Source organism: Nonomuraea sp. NPDC004186 (assembly GCF_053603495.1).
In genome coordinates this window covers 146,340-168,242 of sequence record NZ_JBSGFQ010000008.1, presented here as the reverse complement: position 1 = coordinate 168,242, position 21,903 = coordinate 146,340, and the positions used below count along the sequence as shown (strand labels likewise).

Here is a 21,903-nt window from a genome sequence, read left to right as displayed (position 1 = left end):
GGAGCGGGCTGCCCCGCTCCCTTCCGCGGTGTCAGGCGGCCTCGTGCCGCCGCTGGCAGTCGATGCAGTTGCGGGCCAGCGGCCGGACCTTGAGCCGTTCGAACGGGATGGCCGCCTGGCAGCGCGCGCAGCGGCCGTAGGTGCCGGCCACCAGCCTGTCGTAGGCCTGGGACAGCTCGGCGACGGCGCGCTCGGCGGCGGTGATCGAGATGACCAGCTCCTGCCACGTGCCGTCGGCGCCGCTGCCTTCCTGCTCCTGCACCCGCAGCCCGTCCAGGTGCCGCCTGCGCTGCTCCAGCTGCTGCTGCAGGTCCTGGCGCAGCGACTGGAGCTGCACGCTGCTGAGGTGTGAGGTCTCGTGGTTGTCGGTCATGATGGAAGGTCCTTTCTGCGAACGGAATACGTCAGCGGGCGCGCAGGCCGAGGCCTTCGGCCAGGGCCGGCTGCAGGCACAGGCGCATCAGGCCGCGGATGGTGGCGTGCTGCGGCTGGGGTGCCACGCTGATCCGCAGCCGCAGCGCGGTGCGCAGGCGGCTCAGCAGCAGCTCCTGATGAGCGCCGCCGCCGGTGACCACCAGGCCCCGGGAGCGCGACGCGGCCGGCAGGCGGCGTAGCAGGCCCGCCGTCATCTCGACGACGCTTTCCAGCGCGTACGGCGGCAGCCCCTCGGCGGTGGTGGCGCCGAGCTGGAGGGAGGCCGCGTCGACGGCGGCCCCGGCACCGATGGCCGCGACCTCGACGATGCCCGCCCCGACGTCCAGCACCAGGCAGGGCTGGGGATCGAGGACGTCCAGGCCGACCCCGACGGCGGCGGCCAGCGGCTCCTCCACCAGCGTCACCTCGCACCCGGCGATCTCGGATACCGCGGCGTGGACGGCCCGGCGATCGCCCGGCGACGCCGCGATCGGCACCCCGGCCAGGACTCGCGCCGGCGGCCGGCCGTCGTAGAGCCGGGTGTCCTGCAACACCAGGCGCACCAGCCGGACGCAGGCGCCGGGGTCGGCCACCATGCCGTGCCGGATGGGCCGCACCACATCCGCCACGCCGGAAGCTCGCCTCATGATCGCCGACGGCCGGTCGGCGATGGCGTGCCCGCTCAACGATCGAGTACGCGCGGTGCCCAGGTCGAGCGCCACCAGGCGCCGCATCGGGCTCATCCCGCGCTCCCACGTGCCATCGGGCCGGGCTCGCGCAAGCGCTCCAGCCACAGAGATCCAACAAACGGCATGACGATGATCAGCTCCTAGCTGACGTCGAGAGAAAAGGCGGCATGGGACAGGTGGCCCTGTCACTTCTCCTGCGATAGGGACGGTCATCAGACGTCTCCAGGCGCAACGGCACGCAGAGACCCGGCGCCGACAGACGGCGCGGGCGCGCGGTCAGACTCCGCGGCGCGCGTGGCCGCAGAGCCGAACGGGGAAGACGTCGGCTAGGTGAGCGGCGGGCTGCGCGATCCCGCGGTGCGGTGCGCCAGCTGTTGAGGATCGCGGAACGTGTCCACGATCGAGCCCGGTGACGGCAGCAGCGCCAGATGGGCGAGCTCGCCGTGGCGTTGGCCGCGCATCGGCGGCCACAGCGACAGTACGTGGTGCTCGCGGACGCCGCTCGCCTGCGGCGGCAGGCTGGACAGGTCGGCGTCCCCTCCGCCCAGGCTCCACGCCGGGCCGGAGGCCGACCCCTGCACGACGACGGGATCGCCGCTCGCTCTGCCCGAAGCGCTGGTCAGCATCAGCGACACCAGGGACAGCAGGACCAGGGCCATCACGCCGACGAGCGCGATGGACCCTTGTGGTGTTCTCCACGGTCCCGTCATACGGCCGACCATAGCCCACACCACCGGAAAAGGCATGCCAGGTCATCACCGGCGGCGTGTGCGCCGCAACGCCGCCGCTCAGATGCCCACGAGCAGGCCTTGCGGGAGCCCGCGGCCCGTACCTTTTGGCAAGATGTCTGCCCATGACAGTCGAGGATGACCTGTTCGCCGGCTTGGACGAGATTCGCTGGGGGCGCATGCGCCACGCCTATGGGTCCGCCGCCGAGGTTCCGGGCCTGCTGCGTGACCTGGTCGACCCCGACCCCGCCGTCCGCGAGAGCGCGCTCGACGGCATCTACGGCGCGGTGCACCATCAGGGCGACGTCTATCCGTGCACGGTCGCGGCGATCCCGTTCCTGTTGCGCATCGCCGAGCGCCCGGACCTCCCCGGCCGGCCCGGTGTCGTGGAACTGCTGGCCAGCATGGGTTCGGCGGAGGACCCCACCGAACTTTCCGGGCTGTACCGGAAGGCCAACGAGGCGGTCGAGGCGGCGTACCCGCTGTGGGAGCGGTTGTTGGAGGACGCGGATCCGCGGGTGCGCGGGGCGGTGCTCGAGGTGCTGCCCGCCTGCACGCGCCGGCGGCGGGCGGCGCTGACGCGGCTGCCCGGGCGCCTGGCGGAGGAGACCGACGAGGAGGTACGGCGCGCGATCGTGCGTACCGCCGGCACGCTGGCGCGGTTCGAGGAAGGCGTCGACCCCGCGCTGCGCGGGTGGCTGGCGGGGATCGTCGCGGCGGAGCCCGACCTGCCGCTCCGGCTGGTGGCGCTGGCCGAGCTCACCTCGTTGCCCGGCGCGCCGGACGAGCCGCCGGTGGCCGTGGTCGACGACGCGTTGGAGATGCTCTCGGCCGTGTACGGATCAGGCACGGCAGTCACCGCGCCCGCCGGTTTCGAGACCGGCACCCTCATCGGTGCCGTACGCCGGTTACGCGAACAGGGCGACGAAGGCCGGCGGGCCCCCGGAGCAAACGCACTCGTGCGCGGCCTGAGCGCGTCCTTCGGCGACCGCGTGGACGAGCGGGTGCGTCTGCTGACGGGCCTGCTGCGGTCCCAGGACTGGGAGCGTCACCTGGACGCCCTGACCTCGGCGGGCAATCTCGTCGACGGCTGGCGCGGTGACTACCGTAAGCTGATCGGTCTGGTCGGCGAGCGGATCGGCGATGGGCACCCGCGCACGCGAGCGCGGGCGGTCGGCGTGCTGGAGCATCTGGATGACCTGACCGCTCCCGCCGCGGACGCCCTGGCGGCGGCTCTGGAGTCCACGACCCGGCGGGCCCTGCCGCACACCGAGGCGGACGCGCACCTGCCGTGGGTGATCGAATGGTCGCGCGAACTGCCCACCGTCTCGCCGGCGTTGCGGGCTCTCAGCGGGGCGGGTGACCCGCGTGCGCTGCCGATGCTGGCCTGGGCCCTCGATCGCGAGCCGATGCCGAGCGACGCCGGCGAGCTTGTGATCGGGTTCGGGCCCCGCGCGGCGCCGCTGATGCCGCTGCTCCTGCGCCGCCTGCGCGACCTGCCCGCCGACGACCCGCACGATCACCGTCGCGACAGCGTCGTCCGCGCGCTCGCCGCGATCGGCCCGGCCGCCGCCGAAGCCCTGCCCGACCTGCTCGGCGGCCCCATCACCCCGGCCGTGCTCGTGGCGCTCGCGGCGATCGCCCCCGATGCCGGGGAATGCCTGCCGGTCCTCCGCCGGGCCGCCGCCGCAGCGGACCTCGGGCTCGCGGTGCCGGCCGCCCGGGCCTTGTGGCAGGTCGACGGCTCCGCAGACGCGGCCCTCACGGTCGCGGGCCGGTGTCTCGACGACGACAGCGACTACGCCTGGCGCGACGCGGCCGGCCTCCTGGCCGAACTGGGTCAGGCCACAAAGTCCCAGGGCACGCGGCTGCGCCGGTTGGCCCGCCGCAAGGACCCGTACGGCTGGCTCGTGCTCTCGGCCGCCCACGCGCTGTGGCGGATCACCGGCGACCCGGCCCCGGCGCTGCCGGTGCTGGAACGGGTGTGGACGACGAACGTCCACACCCGGCGCAGGGTCGCCGTGCTCTGGGCCGAGTTGGGCCCGGTCGCGGCGGACTCGGCCCCGCTGCTGACCGCCGAACTGGGCCGCGTACGCCGGCACAACGCGCGCGAGGACGGTTACAGCACCGCACAGGTCACCGAGGACGAGAGGTTGCTCGACCGCTGCCGCGCGGCGCTGGCCGCCGTCGGCGGGCATGCGCGATGATCGCGACCGTGGTGCGGCGGGCGGGAGGTTGCGTACCTGCGGTTCGACGGTGAGCCGAGAGAGCAGCTGGATCAGCCGCCGATGCCGCCCTCGGGGCCCTCCTGCTTTCGTGGCTGATCCGCACCTCGCCGCGCCGCCGCCACGCCTCCAGGAACACCACGGAGGTGAGGTCCTCGGCGGCCGACCAGTCCGCGGTGCGACGGAAGCTCGGTTCCATGTGGTGGAGTGCACGCTGGGTTCATGATCGGTCAGGCGCCGGACCGCCCGTCGGAGAACGTCATCGCCTCGCGGCCGCGAGGGAGCTGGAGTCGATGACCGGCCAGATCTCGGCCACCTTGCCGTTCTCCATGCGGAAGATGACGCAGGCGCGCACCTCCAGCGGCTTGCCGGTGGGCGGGAAACCGAAGAAGTCCCCCTCGTGCGTGCCCCGTAACGTCCACCGGGTGGCCACCCGGTCGCCTTCGGCGATCAGGTCCTCGATGTCGAAGCGCAGGTCGGGCAGCGCCGAGCGGAGGTAGCGGGCGACCTGTTTGAGCGCTTCGGGGCCGGCGACCCCGCCGCCCCGGGGCGCGAAGCCGGGGCCGACGATCTCGTCGGCGACGTCGAGGTCACCGGCGTTGAGCACCTCGTCGTAGAAGCGCTTGATGACATCCTTCATCGTGCCATCCTTCCGGTAGGCTAGTCACTAGAGAACCATATCTCTAGTTTTCCTAAACACTTGGAACGCTAAGGAGTTTGGATGGCGATGTCAAGGCGCGCCGAGCTCGTGGCCCAGCTGCTCGACGCGCTGCGCCGTACCAACGCGCTGTCGGTGGCGATGAGCCAGGGCGCCGCGGAGCGGATCGGCGTCAACACCACCGACCTGCACTGCCTCAACCTGCTCAGCGACGGCCCGCTGACGGCGAGCGAGCTGGCCAGGCGCGCGGGCATCACGACCGCGTCCGTCACCGGGGTGATCGACAGGCTCGAGGCGGTGGGGTACGTACGGCGCGAGCGCGACCGCGTCGACCGCCGCAAGGTCGTGGTGACGCTCCAGACCCAGGAGGCCGCGCAGGCGGTCGGCCCGGTGTTCGCCCCGTTCGTACGGGCGTGGCGCGGCGCAATGGACGGCTACACCGACGAGCAACTGGAGCTGATCGCCGACTTCCTGGACAGGACGGAGGGGGTCTTCCAGTCAGAGGTCGGACGCATGCGCGCCGAGTGACATCAGGGACGCAACCGGATGCGTCGAACACCGCCGGGCGCGGGTGACCTCACACAGCGCGTAGACGCGAAAACGCGTTGCCGCGAATACCCTCGCAACGTATGGTTTTGCGCTCGTGATCACAGTGGTTGAGCGAGTACTGCCTGCCCGGCTGGGGACAGGATTCCGATGGTTGCTGGCCTCGAGCTGGCTGACAAATCTCGGTGACGGAGTCGCGGCCGCCGCGGGCCCACTGCTGATCGCGACGTTGACCCGCGACCCGCTGATGATTTCGCTGTCGGCCCTGGTGGGCTGGGCGCCGCCGCTGATGTTCAGCCTGTACGCGGGCGTGCTGTCGGATCGGTACAACCGGCGCAGGATCGTCCTCCTCGCGAACGCGGTGCGCGCCGTGGTGCTGGCGGCGCTCGTCGCGCTCATGGTGACCGGCACCGTGACCGTGGCGACGGCGCTGGTCGCGCTCACGCTCCGGTCGATCGCCGAGGTGTTCGCCGACAACGCGACGGCCACGCTGACTCCCATGATGGTCGGCAAGGACGATCTCGTCATCGCCAACGCCCGCCTGGGCACGGGATTCATCACGCTCAACCAGCTCGCCGGGCCGCCGATCGGCGCGGCACTGTTCGGCCTCGGCCTGACCTGGCCGTTCGCGAGCCAGCTGCTCCTGGTGGTGGCGGGGATCGTGCTGGTCTCCCGGATCACGTTGCCACCGCACGGCCGGCAGGCCGACGATCCCAGGCCCAACACCGTACGGGAGCTCATCGCCGGATTCACCTGGACCGTCCAGCACGCGGCGGTCCGCACGCTGGCGCTCACCATCCTGATCTTCAACTTCACGTTCGGCGCCGCCTGGTCGGTTCTCGTCCTCTACACCCAGGAGCAGCTCGGCCTCGGCGCCATCGGCTTCGGCCTGATGACCACCATCGGCGGGATCGGCGGCTTGATCGGCACCGGCCTGTACGGAGCCATCACCCGCAAGGTGAGCCTCGGCGCCCTGATGCGGATCGGACTCATCATCGAGACGTTCACCCACCTGGGCCTGGCCTTGACCCATTCGCCGTGGGTCGCCGGGGGTATCTTCCTGGCCTTCGGCGCGCACGCGTTCATCTGGGGCACGACCTCGGTCACCGTCCGCCAGCGCGCGGTCCCGCGCGAACTCCAGGGCCGGGTGGGCAGCGTCAATGCCATCTGCGTCTACGCCGGTCTGGTGGTCGGCTCGCTGATCGGCGGCGTCCTGGCCACCCGCTTCGGCGTCGCGGCGCCTTTCTGGTTCGCCTTCGCTGGTTCCGCGGTGTTCGTGGTGCTGCTGTGGCGGCAGCTCATGCTCATCGCCCACGACGACTGAGACGTTCGGTGGAGGCCCCTCGCGGGGAACTGCGGGTGGATCACCGTACAGGCGGACCTGCGCTCACCCTACAGGCGGACGACGGTCGCCATCGTGACGGCGATCATGGACTCCGCTTACCGCAGGCTCTCCTCAAAGGACACGACATGCTCAAGAAGGCTCTGCCGGCCGCGCTGGCGGCGACGGCCGTCGCCGCCCTCACCTTGGTCCCCGCCGGCCCCGCCGCGGCCGCCACGATCGAGATCCGTCCCGGGCAGGTCTCGACCCTGAAACAGTCGAACAGCAAGTTCAACTGCCCGACGAACGAAGTGCTGATCGGCCGCGGGCACCGCGGCGACGAGAACGGCGACACCACGTTCTCCTGCGGCCGCATCTACATCGACAACGTCCAGGTCACGGTGCTCAGGTGGGACATCTGGGGCACCAAGACGGATGAGAACCAGCACGATTACAAAACTCCGGCGAACGAGGCCATCATCGGGATCCGGCACGACGGGGACGAGAACGGCGACACCATCTACTACCACGGTGCGCTGTTCTGGCAGGGCAAGGCGGTGCAGATCACCCCCAGGCAACTGGAGGGCTGGGTCAGGGAGAACAACCACGCCTCCATGGGCGGCACCAACCAGGTGATGACCGGCCGCAGGCACAGCGGGGACGAGAACGGCTGGACGCAGTACGAATACGGCTGGATCTCCTACAGCGGCTGATCGCGGGAGCCGGGTGGCGGTCCGTCCCCCAGGGACGCCGCCACCCGCTCGAACGCCGCCGCGCCCACCTCATCGGTCTGGTCACTGTCCCAGGTTGGAGCGTTCTTTCAGGCGGCGGTCAAAGGGCTGGTGCCGCACCCGAACACAGATACGTATGGACACGCTAAGTAATAGCATCGATACTCATCGTGTCAGCACCTTTGCCCCCCGTGATCAGACCACCACTCTCAGTGCGCGCAATCGCCGGCGTGCCGCGCGCTGCCCGGAGTCGTGGCCGTCTGGGGACAGGACAGAAGGAGAACGATGCAGTCGAAGTGGTTCCTGACCCTCCCCCTCACCGTCATCGCGGCGGGGGCGTGTCTGACGACGACCGCCGCCGCCAGCCAGGCGTCCGCACCGGTCCAGGCGGCCGCCCACCTGTCGGCTCTCCCATCCGGCTACCAGCTCGTCACCCTCCCCAACGCCAACGTCCCCAACTTCCAGCGCCGCACGCTCTTCTGCCCCGGCAACAAGAGGGTCCTCGGCGGTGGCGCCGAGGCCCGCGGCAACAGGGCGATCCTGGTCGGGTCCTTCCCCACCGATGACGGCCGCGGCTGGATCGGCATCGGCCGTCAGGACGGCTACAACGACGTCGGCATCAGCGTCTTCGCGATCTGCGCCGACTGACGTCCGGCGCACCCGGCCCCGGTCGTCCGTCGACCGGGGCCGGCCCATGCCCGGGGCCCGACGGCGCGTGACGACTTTGCTGGGGCATATGCCGCGTTCCTCTAGGCTGCCTGTGACGAAGCAGGTCACCGGTACCAGGGAAGGAGCGCCGTCCATGAACGTGTCGGCCGGCGATACCGGGGCATCGTGGACGGCCCACGGCATGCGGCTGTGCCGCCTGCCCGACCTCTCCGACGCGGGGGCGTACGTGGTGGACGACCGCGGGCGGATCGTGGAGGTCACCGCCCAGGCCGAACGGCTGCTGGGCCGCCCCGTCGAGGAGCTGCTGGGCCGGGACGCGCACGACCTGCTGCACCGGGGCAAGTACGGCGAGCCCCTGCCGCGCAGCCGGTGCGCGATGCGGCAGCCCCTCATCGTGGGCGGCAGCGCGCAGGGCGAAGGGGAATGGTTCGAACGCGGCGACGGCGTGCTGATGCGGGTCTCCTGGATGGTCACCCCCTGCCGGCTCGACGAGGGCAGGACGGGAGCGCTGGTGCTCTTCCACGAGTCGCCCGCCCCGGCCCCGTACGAGACGGCCGGCGCCACGGCCTCGATGTCGCAGCTCGACCGGCTGGCCCTGCTCGCGGAGACGACCACGACGCTCACCGCCAGCCTGGACGTGGACGAGACGCTGCGCCAGCTCGTACGCCTGGTCCTGCCGCTGCTGGCGGACTGGGCGGTGATCGACCTGCTCACCGAGGAGAGCGGGGTGTCGCGCGCCGCCGTCGCCCACTTCGAGGGCGGTCTCCTGACGTACCGAGACGACCTGGAGGGGCCGATGCCGCCCGTTCCCCAGGAGTCGCCGATGCCCCTGTCGCGGGCGCTGCGCGGAGTCACCGCCACGCTCGTGGGCCCGGAGACCTACCAGGGGCTTCCCGACTCGGGCATCGCGGTCGCCCAGCAGGAGCTGTTCCGGGTGACGGGCATGCACTCGGCGTGCATCGCGCCGATCCGCGGCGTGCGGGACGTGGTCGGGGCCCTGACGCTGGGACGTTCCGGGCAGCCGGCGGCGTTCACGACCGCCGACCTGCTGCTGGTGGAGGACATCGCCCGCCGGGCGGGCCTGGCGCTGGACAACGCCCGCCTGTACGAGCGGCAGCGGCGGGTCGCCGAGACCATGCAGCGCCACCTGCTCCCCAAGCTGCCGTCGGTCCCCGGGCTGGAGATGAGCGCCTCCTACCGGCCCGCGCCCCGCGCCTCGCAGGTCGGAGGCGACTGGTACGACTCCTTCGTCCTGCCCGACGGCGCCACCGCCCTGGTGATCGGCGACGTGGTCGGCCACGACCTGGACGCCGCCGCCGGCATGGCGCAGGTCTGCAACATGCTGCGCGCCTACGCCGGCGCGGGCCAGGATCCGCCCAGCGTCATCGTGGACCGGCTCGACCAGGCGGTGGCCCGCATGGCCGAGACCACGATGGCCACCGCCGTCCTCGCCCGGCTGGAGCGCCGCGACGACGGCGGATGGCGGCTGCGCTGGACCAACGCGGGCCACCCGCCGCCGCTGCTGGTGGAGCGGGACGGGCGGACCCGCTTCCTGGAGGAGGGCCAGGACCTGCTCCTGGGCACCGGTATCCCCACCGTCCGCGTCGACGCCACCGCCGACCTGCCGGCCCGCTCCACGCTGGTGCTCTACACCGACGGCCTGATCGAGTCCCCGACCCGGACGCTGGACGAGGGGATGTCCCGGTTGAGCCGGTACGCCGCCTCGATGGCCCAGCGGCCCGTCGCCTCGCTGGGCGACGTACTCATCGACCGCGTCCGCCCCGCGGACAACGACGACGACGTCGCCCTGCTCACGGTGCGCATCCCGGACCACCCCTGAGACGGAGAGCGGGACCCGTGCTGCTTTAGTCGCCCGGAGGCAGACCAAGGTCGGATGCCCCGGCAGGCACTCCGTCCGTAGCTTCAGGTCCATGACACAAGTGAGCACGCCGCTCGCCGGCCGGGTCCACGAGATCGACGTGGTGCGCGGTTTCGCGCTCGCGGGCATCCTGGTGGCCAACATCGGCTTCTTCGCCGACCCCGGTTACGCGGTCAACGGCACCATGCCCATCCCCGACGGGCCCGTGGCCACGGTCATCACCGCCCTCGTGCTGACCAAGTTCTACATCATCTTCTCGTTCCTGTTCGGCTACTCGTTCACGCTGCAGATGCGCTCGGCGGAGCGGGCGGGCGCGAGCGTGCGGGCCAGGACGCTGCGCAGGTGCCTGGGCCTGTTCGTGATCGGCCTGGCACACGGGATCCTGCTGTGGATCGGGGACATCCTCACCCTGTACGCCATGCTCGGCCTGCTCCTGCTCGCGCTGCGTGACATCAGGCCGAAGACCGCCGTCGTGACCGGATCGGTCATCGTCGGCGTACTGGCCCTGCTGTGGACCGGGCTGGCGTGGCTGTCCACCCTCGACCCGACGGCCGGCCAGGCTCCGGTGGCCGACACCGCGGCGGCGGCCCACACGCTGGCCCTGGCCACCGGCAGCCCGCTCGACGTGCTGACCCTGCAACTGGAGCTCTACCCGCCGCTCGTCGCGATGGTCTGGATCTTCCAGGGGCCGATGGCGCTGGCCATGTTCCTGTTCGGGCTGGCGGCGGGCAGGTCCAGGCTGCTGGAGGAGACCGAGCGGTGGTGGCATCTCGCGCCGCGCATCCAGTGGATCGGCTTCGGCCTCGGCCTGCCCGGCGGGATCCTGCTCGCGCTGACGGCCAGTGCGGGAGGCACGTGGGAGCTGGCCGGCATGGCGGTGTCCACAGTGACCTCGATCCTGCTGGCCGCCGCGTACGTGGTGACCCTGCTGCGGGTGATCCGGCGTTTCCCCGCCGCCGGGCGCGCGCTGTCCCCCGCCGGTCGGGTGGCGGCCTCCAACTACGTCGGGCAGTCGGTGCTGTGCTGCCTGGTCTTCACCGGGTACGGCCTGGCGCTGGCGGGCAAACTGTCGCCGATCGCCGTGATGGGCGTGGCCCTGGCGATCTACACGGTCCTGCTCTGGCTGAGCGCGCGCTGGCTGCGTACGCACCGCTACGGACCGGTCGAGTACGTCCTGCGCCGCGTCACCAACGGGGACTGGCGAACCGCACCGTGATGGCCAGGCCGCCTTCGGGGCGTGCGCGGGTGGTGAGGGTGGCGTGGTGAGCTCGGGTGACGGCACTGACGATGGCGAGGCCGAGACCGTAGCCATCGTGGCGACCGTTTCGATCGGGCGCCAGTTTCTGGAAGGGTTGGAACAGGCGCTGGATCTGGTCGTCGGGGATGACCGGCCCGCTGTTGGTGACCGTCAGGACCACCTGCGTGCCGGAGGTCTGCGTGGTGACCTTCACCTGCCCGTCCGCGTGGTTGTGGCGGATGGCGTTGTCGATGAGGTTGGCGACGAGGCTTTCGATCAGTCTCGGGTCCCCGGCCGTCACCGCGGGCGTCAGGTGTTCGGCGAGGTCGATGCCCGTCTCGGCTGCCTGGTCGCGGCGGGAGGCGAGCACTCCTTCGACGACGTGGGCGAGGTCGAAAGTGTCCCAGCGGGTGACGCCGCGCTCGCTGGTGGCCAGCGCGAGCAGCGCTTGAACGAGCCGCTCCTGGTGTCCGCCGAGAGCCAGGGCCTCCTGGCAGGCCGAGCGCAGGGTGTCGGCGTCGGCGTCGGGGTCGGCGAGGGCGACTTCGAGGAGGGTACGCAGGCCGGCGAGGGGGGTGCGCAGCTCGTGGGAGGCGTTCGCGACGAAGTGCCGTTGGGCGTCGAAGGACGCCTGCAGGCGGGCGAACAGGTCGTCGAGGGTGTGGCCGAGCTCGGTCAGCTCGTCCGTGGGCTCGCCGAGGTCGAGGCGCCGGTGGAGGTCTCCGGCGGAGATGACCTTGGCGGTGGAGGTGATGGCGCGCAGCGGATGCAGGAACCGGCCGGCGACGTACCAGCCGAGAGCCAGGGCGACGGGAATGAGAATGACCAGGGCGACGGCGGATCCCATGAGGAGCTGGGGCAGGCTGATCCCGGACCCGGTTTCGATGCTCGCGCCTGTGGAGGGTTGGCCCACAGGTTTGGCCGCGTGGATGCCGGCGAGCGGGACGTCGACGAAGATGAGCACGAAGACCCCTGCGGCGTAGATGCCCGCCGCGTAAGCCAGCGCGAGCCGCGTCTGCAAGGACCTTCTGGCGAGTTGCGGGGAGGTCATGACGATCCGATGCGGTAGCCGCCTTCGCGGATGGTCTCGATCACGGGCGGGTCGCCGAGCTTGGCCCGCAACCGGTGCATGGTGTGCTTGACGGCGCTGCTGAAGGGGTCGGCGGCCTCGTCCCAGACGCGTTCGAGCAGCTCCTCGGCGGAGATGACCACGCCGGGCACGGCGAGCAGGCATTCGAGCAGGGCGAACTCCCTGGGGCTCAGCTCCAGGCGCCGCCCGGCCCGGAACGCGATACGGCGGGCCGGATCGAGGGTGATGTCCCCGCAGGCCAGGGTGGGTGGCAGCGGCGGGGTGGCACGGCGGGCCAGGGCACGGACGCGGGCGACCAGTTCGGCGAACGCGAACGGCTTGGGCAGGTAGTCGTCGGCGCCGAGACTGAGCCCGTCGACGCGGTCCTCGATCGTGCCGGAGGCGGTGAGCATCAGTACGCGGGTCTCACAGCGGCCGTGGGCCAGTCGCCGGCAGATCTCGTCCCCGTGGACGCCGGGCAGGTCCCGGTCGAGGATCACCACGTCGTAACGGGTGACGGCCAGGCGGTCGAGGGCCGCGATTCCGTCCAGGACGACGTCGACGGCCATGCCCTCGCGGCGCAGCCCGGTTCCGATGGAGCGGGCGAGGACCTCGAAGTCCTCGACGACGAGAACCCTCACCGCCGTTCACCGCCGGTCGTCGTGCGGGCAGAGCGGCCGGACCGGCCGCCGGGTCGAGGTGCCATGGGTCAACGATGCCAGATGCCCGGTTCCAGCCAGGTCGCAGCGGCTGCGACCCTGCTGGAACCGGGTGCCGCGTACAACCGTCGGCATGAGTTCATTCACGCCCCACCGATCCGGCCAGGACCGTTTCCCGCCGTTGCTGCGCGCGGAGTGGACCAAGTTCCGCACCGCGCGCGGCTGGGCGCTCGCCATGGCGGCCTCCGTACTGGTCACCGTGTCGCTCGGGCTGCTGATCGCCGGGGGCGCCCGCACCACCTGCGTGACCGGGAAGGGGGAGGGTCCCTGCCCCGCGCCGCTGGTGGGACCCGACGGCACGGCGGTGAAGGACAAGTACTACTTCGTGCACCAGCCCCTCAAGGGGAACGGCAGCATCACCGCCCGCGTGTCGGACATGACCGGGCAGATCCGGCTGCCGGACGCCGTACCCGGGGTGCGCAACGTCAAGGAGGGAGTGGTGCCGTGGGCGAAGGCCGGGCTCCTCGTCAGGCAGAGCCTCAAGGAGGGCACACCGTACGCCGCCGTCATGCTCACCGGCGATCACGGCGTGCGGATGCAGTACAACTTCACCCACGACGTGCCCGGCGGTCCGCACAACGGCCCCCAGTGGCTGCGGCTGACCAGGTCGGGAGACACCGTCACCGGCTACGAGTCGGACGACGGCAAGGCGTGGACCGAGGTCAGCACGGTCAAGCTGACCGGGCTGCCGGAGACGGTCGAGATCGGGATGTTCGCCACCTCACCAGGCGCCTTGTGGACCATGGCGAAGGCCTTCGCCCAGGCCACCGCCACCTTCGACCAGATCACGCTGGAGGGTGCGAACGGTTCGTGGCGCCGCGACGACGTCGGCGTCTCGATGGAGTCCGACGGCAAGACCCCGCATCACCCGGGCGGGGTCGTCGAGTCCGGCGACAAGCTCATCGTGACCGGGGGCGGTGACATCGGGCCCGCCACGATGGAGGGCGGCCTGCGCGCCGACCTCATGCTGATCGGCGGGGCCGTGGGGCTGATCCCGGTGCTCGTGGGGGCGGTCACCTTCTTCACGGCGGAACACCGGCGCGGGCTGATCAGGACCGGCCCGCCGGCCGCCCCTCATCCGGCGCGGCTGCTGGCGGCCAAGGCCGTGGTGGTCGGCGCGGTCGCGTTCGTGACGGGGCTGGTGGCCTCAGGGGTCGTGATCCCCGTCGGCCTGGCGATGTTGCGCGCCAATCAGAACCCGATCCAGCCGCTCACCCTGGCGACCGAGTTGCGGGTGATCGTCGGCTTCGCGGCCCTGACCGCGACCGCCGCCGTGCTGGCGCTGGGCCTCGCGGCGCTGGTCAAGCGGGGCGCCGTCGCCATCGGGCTGGCCATCGCGCTGGTCGTCGTGCCCTACCTGCTGGCGACCGCGGGCCTGGCGCCATGGCTGCTGATGATCACCCCTGCCGCCGGGTTCGCGATCACGCAGAGCGTCCCCACGTTCGCGCATGTGGACGTGGACCCGTCGCTGATCGGGGGCTACTACCCGCTCCCGCCGTGGGCAGGGCTGGCCGTGACCTGCGGCTATGCGGCCATCGCCCTCGGAGCGGCGATCGCCGTACGCCGCAGGAAAGTGCCGGGTCAGCTTCCGCTCACCTAAGAGGGCGGGTTGTCGGCCAGCACGCAGGCAACGGGCGGGTCGAGCTCGAGGGTCTCGACCCGCAGATGGGTGAAGCCGGTCTGGGTGAGCAGGTCCTGGAGCTCTTGGGCGGCCCGGACGGTGGTGTCCCGGGTGGCACCGGGGCAGCGGGGCTGGCTGACGAGCGCGATGCGTCCTCCGGGGCGGAGCAGGCGGCGCAGCTCGCTCAGCCGTTCCACCGGGTCGGGCCAGAACCCCACGGAGTTGACGGCGAGGATGGCGTCGAGCGGCTCGCCGAAGCTCGGCAGTTGCTCCACGGAGGCGTGCGTGAGGCGCACGCGGTGGGCGCGGACGGCGGCGGCGTTGCGACGGGTGGCCTGCCGGACCATGGCCTGCGAGTGGTCGACGCCGAAGACGTGGCCCCGGGTGGCGCGCCGGGCGAACTCGGCGATGGCGATGCCGGGGCCGAAGCCGATCTCGAGCACCCGGTCGGTGGGCCGCACGTCCAGCAACGACACCGCCCAGATGTTGCGCTGCCGGTTGGAGGGGCGATGAGCGAACATCTGGCCGTTCGCCCACCCGACGATGCCCCGGGGGTGGTGCGCCTGGCGCACCAAGTACCTGATCACGCGTTGCTTGAGAGATGTGCCTGCTGTCTGCATGATCGCCAGTCAACGACTTCAAGTGTGCTTGAAGTCAAATGGGTGAGCGGCCGCGCCTACTGGCCGGTTCCCGTGCCCGGATCGCCGTTCCCCGCGCCCAACGGCCCGGTCGGCCTCAAGGTCACCCCCGACCACGCCGAGGTCGCGGCGGTCGCGTTCACCGCCCGCTGAGCCAGTCCATCGTCGTACGCCCGGTCCCCGCACCCTCTCGGCAAGGTGCCGGCTCCTCACTCCCACTCGATCTCGCGCAGCGCGGCCGCACCCTCGTCCGGGTCGCTGATCACCTCGTCGTCGCCGTCCTCGTCGGCCGGCGAGAGGACCCGGGGAGACAGCTCGATCAGCGAAGCGACGAAGGCCCGCCAGGTCTCCTCGGACAGTGACGACTGGTCGCGGGTGATCAGATCGAGAATCCGGTCCGGGGAGTCCTGGAAGGAGATGGACAGCCGCGCCAGGTGCTCCTCGGATTCGAAATCGAATCGGATCGCGCTGGTGTCCGGCAGATACCTGATCCGGAGCGTGGCGTCGTCGTTCCGGTACGTGTGGTCGACCCAGCGCCATCCTTGGCCGCTTTCGGCCTGCCATCCGCAGCTCTCCAGCCGGACCTGGATGTCGTCGATCAGGTCACCCTGTCCGGGCGAGGTCGTCATGCGTCGAATACCAGCCTTGGTCACTTGCTGTGGCGGATCGCCGCCCGTACGGCCGTGTAGATGACGACCCAGAGAGCCGCCAGGGGGATGAGGAACGCGAAGATGATCTCAACTAAACCGATGTTGGGCATGCCCAGAACATAAGGGACCGTGGTTGGAGAACGCTTGACGATCACTTGCCGTACGGCGCGGTCAGATCACCGAGGGCATTCCGGACCGCGGCGAGAAGGTTCGCGGCCCTCAGGTCCGGCACGCCTTCCAGGACGTGGTTCATGACGTAACCGAAGGCGAGACCGGTCTCCGGATCGGCGAACCCGAGCGAGCCGCCGCGGCCGGGGAATCCGAAGGCGGTCGGGGAGTACCAGAACGCGTCCGGCGTCGGGAGGCCGAAACCGGTGCCGATGCGGACGGGCATGCGCAGGATGCGGTCGATGCCACTGGCCTGTTCCGCGGTCGCGGCGGTCAGGGTGCCGGGGGAGAGAATGCGGTGCCCGTCCACCTCACCGATGAGCGCGGCGTAGAAGCGGGCCAGCGCGCGGGCCGTGCAGATGCCGTTGGTGGCGGGCATCTCGGCGGCCTGCTCCTCCGGCCTGTTGTGGTCCAGCGGGGGCGTGACGACGGCGAGCGAGCGCCTGGTCAACGACGTGGGGTCGGCGAAGGCGGTCATGACCTCGCGCATGGGCTCGGGAAGGGCGTTCAGATCGATCCGGGCCATGGCCTGGAAGTCGGGCGGGGTGTCGATGATCCGGCTGACCCGGTGCCGCTCGGTCTCCGGCAGCCCGATCCACAGGTCCAGTCCGAGCGGGCCGGCGATCTCGTCCGCGAGGAATGTACCCAGGCTGCGGCCGGACACCCGGCGGACGACCTCTCCGACGAGCCAGCCATAGGTGAGCCCGTGGTAGCCGTGGTCCGTGCCGGGCTCCCAGTACGGGCGCTGGGCCGCCAGCGCGGTCACCATGGGCTCCCAGGCGATCGCCTCCCGCGGGGTGATCGGGTGGTCGATCGCGGGTAGCCCGGCCTGGTGGGTGAGCAGCCACCGCACCGGGATGCGTTTCTTCCCGTTGGCCGCGAACTCCGGCCAGTACTCCGCCACGGGTGCGTCGAGGTCCAACTCGCCCCGCTGGGACAGCAGAAGGGCGCAGGTGGCCGTGACGGCCTTGGTGGTGGAGTAGACGAGCTGCAGGGTGTCGCGCTCCCAGGGACGGCCGGTGCCGGGGTCGGCGATGCCGCCCCACAGGTCGACGACCTTCCGGCCGTGCAGGTAGACGCCGACCGCGGCGCCTGCTTCCGGCTCGCCGGCCAGATCGGCCGCGAACGCCTCGCGTACTGCTTCGAATCCCGGTGCGGTCTCTCCGCCGATTTCGGGCATGCGTCATCGCCTTCCGCGCTGATGGGGTTTGGGGAACGGTTTCAGCCGCGCCATTTCCCGACGAGCCAGGCGCAGATCTCCGGCTCGGTCATCTCGGGAAACTCCTCGCCGAACGTGGCGAGCGTGCGTATGGCCTCGTCCCGGGTCAGGCCGCGCGACCCTGCTTCCTTGAGGTACTCCTGACGTGCGAGGGAAGGACGGCCTCCGCCCGCGCCGCGGCCGGGCAGCCCCTCGCGCCACCGTACGATCTCCGCCAGCCGGTCGGACCGCCAGCCCGGAGCTCCGTCGACTTCGACGTCGGGCAGGGGGAACGGGTGATCGGAGTCGTCCGAATAGCGGCTGCGCCACTTGTGCACCGCATGACGGCTCACGCCCAGGGCCTCGGCGATGCCGAGGACACCGAGGTAGCGCTCGATCATGGGTGCACCTGCTTGTCTGTGCGGCCTCCTTCGCGGATTTCCAGTACTACCACGGCCGACGCGGAGATCTTCCCAACGTCGTCTCTAGCGATGACAACGTTAGCGCGCCGAGAGAAACCTCGTCTACAAGAGAGACGAGTTTTTCGAGAGCGAGCCATCCGGAGCGGCGCAGAGCGCCATCGGGCCGGTCGAACCGCTGTGCTAAGCTTCGAGCCGACTTCTCACCGTTGGGCTTTCCGCCTCGCCAACCAGCTTCACCCGGGTCCCGATGACACGGGGAAGGTGGAAGTCACCCACTACATCCTGGAAAAGGGTGTTCTGTGACGGTGGCGACGCGTGCCAACCCTCCTGCTCCTTTGCGAGCCTTCGGGAATCCGGCCGGGGACCATTCCGGCGTGAGCGCTGTCGGACCTCAGCGGCCTTGCTCCGCGTCGCCACTCCAGCAGACGGTTCTCCTCAGGGAGGTCTCCGGAGTGCCGGAATTCAAATCCGCCGGACAACCGGCCACGCAGCGTCCGTGGCTGGTTCTCGCGATCATGTGCATCGGCTTCTTCATGTCGTTGCTCGACGGATCCATCGTCAACGTCGCCATCCCCACACTGATTCACAGCATCGGCGCCTCCTACGACCAGGTGCTGTGGATCATCGACGGCTACCTGCTCATCTTCTCGGTGCTGCTGATCACCACGGGACGGCTGGGGGACATCTTCGGATACCGCCGGGTGTACGTGATCGGCATCGTCGTCTTCACCGTCGCCTCGGCACTGTGCGGGCTGGCCGGCTCACCATCCCAACTGCTGGCCGCCCGGCTGCTGCAGGGATCGGGCGGGGCGCTGCTGTTCCCGCAGGTCATCTCGTCAATCCTGACGATCTTTCCACCGCAGCTAAGGGGCCGCGCATTCGGCCTGTTCGGCGCGATCGTCGGCTTCGCCCCGATCGTCGGCCCGGTCCTCGGCGGCTTCCTGCTGGCCCACCTCGACTGGCGCTGGATCTTCTTCATCAACGTCCCCGTGGGGATCATCGCCGCCGTACTGGCGATGACCGTCGCGCCGCCCATGCGCCCGTACCGGCGACACCGGCTCGACCTGGTCGGCGTCGCGCTGGCCACCGCCGGGCTGAGCGGCATCGTGTTCGGCCTGATCGAGGGAGAACGCTACGGCTGGGGCACCATCACCGGGCCGATCAGCATCCCCTCGGTCATCGTCGCCGGCGTCGCGCTCCTGGCGGTGTTCGTCGTCTGGCAGCACCGGCAGCGCGAGGAGCCCCTGATGCCGCCGGCCCTGTTCGGCGTGCGCAACTTCGCCGTCGGCAACGGGGTCGGGTTCGTCTTCCAGCTCGGCATGATCGGCATCATGTTCGTGGTGGTGCTGTACCTGCAGATGGCGCGCGGGTACTCGGCGCTGGAGACCGGTCTGGTGGTGCTGCCGAACGCCGTGCTCACCGCGGTCGGCTCGGCGTACGCCGGGCGGCTGTCGGACACCTTCGGCGGCAAGTACATCCTGATGACCGGGATGACGCTGCTGGCCGCCGGCCTGCTGGTGCTGGTAGCCATGACCGGACCCAGCAGCAGCGCGTGGAGCCTGCTGCCCGGGCTGACCATCATCGGGCTCGCCGGCGGCGCCACGTTCGCACCACTGCAGCAGGCCACCATGGGCGGCGTCGATCCCCGGCTGGCCGGGGCGGCCTCCGGCGTCTCCAGCACCATCCGGCAGATCGGCGGCGTCCTGGGCACCGCCGTGCTGGGCACCCTGCTGTCGGCCCGTCTCTCCTCGACCCTGCGCACCGAGGCCGAGGAACGCGCCGGTCAGCTACCGGAGCATCTGCGCGCCCGGTTCATCGACAGCAGCACGGCCGCCGCGCACCACTACAGCCCGCCCACGCCGCCCAGCGGCCTGAACCCTGCCACGACCAGCCTGTACGAACGCGTCACCGCCGACACGTTCGCCGCCGGCTTCGTCAACGCCATGCAGACCACCCTCGTGGCATGCGCCATCGCCCTGGTGGCCGCCGCCCTGCTCTGCTTCTTGTTCAGCTCACGCAAGGAGGCGACGACCGAGCCCGCCCAGAACCGGCAGGCCGAAACCGCACCACAGGACTGACCCCGCGATGACAATGGTCGCGGTCCGACGGCCGCGACCCTTGTCGCTCCGTCGTCCGTCACCCGGTGCGCCCGCCCGCCCCGGTCGGGTGGTCTACTTGATCACATGGCGCTGAAGGAGTTCTACCCGCCGATCGAACCGTACGACTCCGGTCTGCTCGACGTCGGAGACGGCAACGAGATCTACTGGGAGAGTTGCGGAAACCCGGCCGGCAAGCCCGCCGTCTTCCTGCACGGCGGCCCCGGCGGCGGCATCCTGCCCGCCTTCCGCCGGTTCTTCGACCCGGCCGCGTACCGGATCGTGCTCTTCGACCAGCGCAACTGCGGCGCCAGCCGGCCGAGCGCCGCGGACCCGGGGGTGTCGCTGCGGCACAACACCACCTCGCACCTGGTCGCCGACATGGAGCGCCTCCGCGAGCACCTGTCCGTCGACCGCTGGCTCGTCTTCGGCGGAAGCTGGGGCAGCACCCTCGCCCTCTCGTACGCCCAGGCCCACCCCGACCGTGTCACCGAACTCGTGCTCCGCGGCATCTACCTCGTCCGGCCCTCCGACGAGGACTGGACGTTCACCTCCGCCGGTGCGGCCCGCCTCTTTCCCGCCGAGTGGGCCGCGTTCCGCGACGCGATCCCCGCCGACGAACGATACGACCTGGTCGCCGCGTACGGCCGCCGCATCGGCGACCCCGACCCTGCCGTCCATCTCCCGGCCGCCCGAGCCTGGATGGACTGGGAGTTCTCGGCCAACACCCTGCTGCCTGTCGACCCGCCAGAGCTCGACGACGGCGCTATCCTCCTTTTCGCCCGCATCACCCACCACTACATCAGCAACGGCGGCTTCCTCCCCAAAGAGGGCCTCCTGGCGGGCGTCGACCGCATCCGGCACATCCCCACCGTGATCGTCAACGGCCGCTACGACATGAAGACGCCGCCCGACCAGGCATGGGATCTGCACCAGGCCTGGCCCGAGGCCGAGTTCCACCTCGTCGAGGACGCGGGCCACGGCGGCGCCGAACCCGGCACCCGGCACCGCCTGATCGACACCACCGACCGCTTCCGCCAACCTTGACGGCCACGCCGTCCTCGCGACTGCGGCGGCCCGGTGGGCGGGCCGCCGGGGGTCGCGGAGCCGGCCGGCCACGCCTCCCCGGGCCCGTCGCGATGATGCCGCGCTGGTCGACCGCATCATCGCCGAGCTGCGCCGAGCTCGGTGACTGCCTGGTTGGAACGTCTGGGGTTGTTCGTTCGTCATCCGAAGTGTGACGAGCTCTTCAGATCTCGACGAGCGGCTGCGCGTGGCGGCCGCCCGAACGCACCGTGCCGATCACCTGCGGCGCCAACTCGCGGCCACCAAGGAGCAGATCCAGCAGGCCCACCTCACCCTGACCGGCCTGGAGAAGGACCTGTCCAAGGAGGAGGCCGACGTCACCCGCCTGGAAGGCGGGCTGACCGCGTTCCTGGCCCGCCTGGTGAGCCAGCGCGAGGAGCGGCTGGATCGCGAGCGTGCCGAGGCCGCCGCCGCCAGGCAGCGGCTCGACGGCCACCGGGCCCGGCTGTCCCAGATCGAAGCGGACGCGCGGGCGATCGAGGCCGAGCTGGCAGGGCTCGCGACGGCCTCGGAGGAGTACGAGAAGCTGCTGGCCGAGAAGGAGCGGCAGCTCCTCGCCCGTGGTGATGCCCGCGCCGGCGAGCTGACGGACCTCGGCGCCGCCCTCGACCGTGTCTCGGCGGAGCGGCGGGAGCACACGGAGGCGTACGAGGCCGGGCAGGCTGCACTCCACGCGCTGGCCCAGGTGCTCGGCTACCTCGGCTCGGCCAAGGGCGCCTCCACCTGGGACCTCCTGGGCGGCGGCCTGATCGCCGACGCCGTCGAGCACAACCGGCTGCGCTCCGCCGACGAGGCCGCCTGGCACGCCCAACGGGCCCTGGACGTCTTCTCCCGCGAACTCGCTGACGTCGGCGTCTCCGCGCGAGCCCGCCTGCCCAAGGTGGACACGCGGTGGTTCGTCGACACGCTCTTCGACAACATCATCACCGATCTGATGAAGCATCAGCGCATCGAGAACACCCGCGCCGAGGTCGAGCGGACGGCCCGATGGGTCCAGGACGTGGGGACGCACCTGCGGCACCGCGACGCCGAGCTGTCCAACGAACGAGCGCGACTGCTGGCCAGGCGCGAGGAGCTGCTGCGCGGTTGAGGCGTCCGAGCGGCGCCGGGACCGGCTTTGGAACCGGCCGACAAGGAGG

At 71.0% G+C, this 21,903-nt stretch carries 23 protein-coding genes; 12 read left to right on the top strand and 11 right to left on the bottom strand.

Annotated features, from left to right (window positions below):
• Positions 1–31: 31 nt before the first annotated feature.
• The 3 genes from ACWEPL_RS09310 to ACWEPL_RS09300 form a co-directional block, all read right to left on the bottom strand.
• A complete protein-coding gene (locus tag ACWEPL_RS09310; RefSeq protein WP_363985459.1) occupies positions 32–373 on the bottom strand; it encodes a TraR/DksA family transcriptional regulator in 342 nt (113 codons plus the stop codon).
• A gap of 31 nt (positions 374–404) precedes the next feature.
• Entirely contained in the window at positions 405–1,157 is a 753-nt protein-coding gene (locus ACWEPL_RS09305) for a rod shape-determining protein (RefSeq protein ID WP_363985461.1), read from the bottom strand.
• A gap of 272 nt (positions 1,158–1,429) precedes the next feature.
• Complete coding sequence (locus tag ACWEPL_RS09300) at positions 1,430–1,813, bottom strand: hypothetical protein (RefSeq protein WP_363985463.1); 384 nt, start codon at positions 1,811–1,813, stop codon at positions 1,430–1,432.
• Between the two features lie 143 nt (positions 1,814–1,956).
• On the opposite strand from ACWEPL_RS09300, the gene ACWEPL_RS09295 reads away from it, so the two are divergent.
• Positions 1,957–4,038 (top strand): hypothetical protein, encoded by a 2,082-nt coding sequence (locus ACWEPL_RS09295; protein ID WP_452435697.1) that lies wholly within the window; start codon positions 1,957–1,959, stop codon positions 4,036–4,038.
• 277 nt (positions 4,039–4,315) lie between these two features.
• On the opposite strand, the gene ACWEPL_RS09290 is transcribed toward ACWEPL_RS09295, so the two are convergent.
• Positions 4,316–4,696, bottom strand: coding sequence for an ester cyclase (locus ACWEPL_RS09290; protein ID WP_452435696.1), 381 nt, complete (start codon positions 4,694–4,696; stop codon positions 4,316–4,318).
• An 81-nt stretch (positions 4,697–4,777) separates the two neighbouring features.
• Between ACWEPL_RS09290 and ACWEPL_RS09285 the strand changes: the two genes are divergently transcribed.
• From ACWEPL_RS09285 to ACWEPL_RS09260, 6 genes are all read left to right on the top strand, one after another.
• Entirely contained in the window at positions 4,778–5,242 is a 465-nt protein-coding gene (locus tag ACWEPL_RS09285) for a MarR family winged helix-turn-helix transcriptional regulator (protein ID WP_452435695.1), read from the top strand.
• Between the two features lie 172 nt (positions 5,243–5,414).
• Positions 5,415–6,584, top strand: a complete 1,170-nt coding sequence (locus tag ACWEPL_RS09280) for an MFS transporter (protein ID WP_452435694.1) — start codon at positions 5,415–5,417, stop codon at positions 6,582–6,584.
• Positions 6,585–6,730: 146 nt separating this feature from the next.
• On the top strand, positions 6,731–7,294 hold the full coding sequence (locus tag ACWEPL_RS09275) for a hypothetical protein (protein ID WP_363985472.1): 564 nt from the start codon (positions 6,731–6,733) through the stop codon (positions 7,292–7,294).
• A 303-nt stretch (positions 7,295–7,597) separates the two neighbouring features.
• Positions 7,598–7,960 carry a hypothetical protein gene (locus ACWEPL_RS09270; protein WP_363985474.1) on the top strand — a complete coding sequence of 121 codons (363 nt, stop codon included), beginning with the start codon at positions 7,598–7,600 and terminating at the stop codon, positions 7,958–7,960.
• Between the two features lie 154 nt (positions 7,961–8,114).
• Positions 8,115–9,821, top strand: a complete 1,707-nt coding sequence (locus ACWEPL_RS09265) for a SpoIIE family protein phosphatase (RefSeq protein WP_363985476.1) — start codon at positions 8,115–8,117, stop codon at positions 9,819–9,821.
• Between the two features lie 91 nt (positions 9,822–9,912).
• Entirely contained in the window at positions 9,913–11,076 is a 1,164-nt protein-coding gene (locus tag ACWEPL_RS09260) for a DUF418 domain-containing protein (RefSeq protein WP_452435693.1), read from the top strand.
• On the opposite strand, the gene ACWEPL_RS09255 is transcribed toward ACWEPL_RS09260, so the two are convergent.
• Together ACWEPL_RS09255 and ACWEPL_RS09250 are read right to left on the bottom strand one after the other, a co-directional pair.
• Positions 11,045–12,148, bottom strand: a complete 1,104-nt coding sequence (locus ACWEPL_RS09255) for a sensor histidine kinase (protein WP_452435692.1) — start codon at positions 12,146–12,148, stop codon at positions 11,045–11,047. The genes ACWEPL_RS09260 and ACWEPL_RS09255 overlap by 32 nt on opposite strands.
• The gene (locus tag ACWEPL_RS09250) at positions 12,145–12,807 is read right to left on the bottom strand and encodes a response regulator transcription factor (protein WP_350730873.1); all 663 of its coding nucleotides are present in this window, start codon (positions 12,805–12,807) and stop codon (positions 12,145–12,147) included. Before ACWEPL_RS09250 ends, ACWEPL_RS09255 begins: the two co-directional genes overlap by 4 nt.
• Positions 12,808–12,958: 151 nt before the next feature.
• On the opposite strand from ACWEPL_RS09250, the gene ACWEPL_RS09245 reads away from it, so the two are divergent.
• The gene (locus ACWEPL_RS09245) at positions 12,959–14,485 is read left to right on the top strand and encodes a hypothetical protein (protein WP_452435691.1); all 1,527 of its coding nucleotides are present in this window, start codon (positions 12,959–12,961) and stop codon (positions 14,483–14,485) included.
• On the opposite strand, the gene ACWEPL_RS09240 is transcribed toward ACWEPL_RS09245, so the two are convergent.
• A complete protein-coding gene (locus ACWEPL_RS09240) occupies positions 14,482–15,093 on the bottom strand; it encodes a class I SAM-dependent methyltransferase (protein ID WP_452435690.1) in 612 nt (203 codons plus the stop codon). The two genes, ACWEPL_RS09245 and ACWEPL_RS09240, sit on opposite strands and share 4 nt — an antisense overlap.
• A 57-nt stretch (positions 15,094–15,150) precedes the next feature.
• On the opposite strand from ACWEPL_RS09240, the gene ACWEPL_RS09235 reads away from it, so the two are divergent.
• Positions 15,151–15,297 (top strand): hypothetical protein, encoded by a 147-nt coding sequence (locus ACWEPL_RS09235; RefSeq protein WP_452435689.1) that lies wholly within the window; start codon positions 15,151–15,153, stop codon positions 15,295–15,297.
• Between the two features lie 56 nt (positions 15,298–15,353).
• Here ACWEPL_RS09235 and ACWEPL_RS09230 read toward each other — a convergent pair whose 3' ends face one another.
• Genes ACWEPL_RS09230 through ACWEPL_RS09215 form a run of 4 tightly spaced genes read right to left on the bottom strand, consistent with a single transcriptional unit; the run spans position 15,354 to position 17,561 of the window.
• Entirely contained in the window at positions 15,354–15,773 is a 420-nt protein-coding gene (locus ACWEPL_RS09230; RefSeq protein ID WP_452435688.1) for a hypothetical protein, read from the bottom strand.
• 20 nt (positions 15,774–15,793) lie between these two features.
• Positions 15,794–15,949: a hypothetical protein gene (locus ACWEPL_RS09225; protein WP_452435687.1), complete on the bottom strand. Its 156-nt coding sequence runs from the start codon at positions 15,947–15,949 to the stop codon at positions 15,794–15,796.
• A complete protein-coding gene (locus ACWEPL_RS09220) occupies positions 15,946–17,142 on the bottom strand; it encodes a serine hydrolase domain-containing protein (RefSeq protein ID WP_452435686.1) in 1,197 nt (398 codons plus the stop codon). The genes ACWEPL_RS09225 and ACWEPL_RS09220 overlap by 4 nt, the downstream gene beginning before the upstream one ends.
• A gap of 41 nt (positions 17,143–17,183) precedes the next feature.
• Complete coding sequence (locus ACWEPL_RS09215; protein ID WP_363985492.1) at positions 17,184–17,561, bottom strand: helix-turn-helix domain-containing protein; 378 nt, start codon at positions 17,559–17,561, stop codon at positions 17,184–17,186.
• Positions 17,562–18,034: 473 nt separating this feature from the next.
• Here ACWEPL_RS09215 and ACWEPL_RS09210 point away from each other — a divergent pair, with 473 nt between their 5' ends.
• From ACWEPL_RS09210 to ACWEPL_RS09200, 3 genes are all read left to right on the top strand, one after another.
• Entirely contained in the window at positions 18,035–19,660 is a 1,626-nt protein-coding gene (locus ACWEPL_RS09210) for a DHA2 family efflux MFS transporter permease subunit (protein WP_452435685.1), read from the top strand.
• A 111-nt stretch (positions 19,661–19,771) separates the two neighbouring features.
• Positions 19,772–20,725: a prolyl aminopeptidase gene (gene pip / locus ACWEPL_RS09205; RefSeq protein WP_452435740.1), complete on the top strand. Its 954-nt coding sequence runs from the start codon at positions 19,772–19,774 to the stop codon at positions 20,723–20,725.
• Positions 20,726–20,915: 190 nt separating this feature from the next.
• Positions 20,916–21,854 (top strand): hypothetical protein, encoded by a 939-nt coding sequence (locus ACWEPL_RS09200; protein ID WP_452435684.1) that lies wholly within the window; start codon positions 20,916–20,918, stop codon positions 21,852–21,854.
• Positions 21,855–21,903 lie beyond the last annotated feature (49 nt).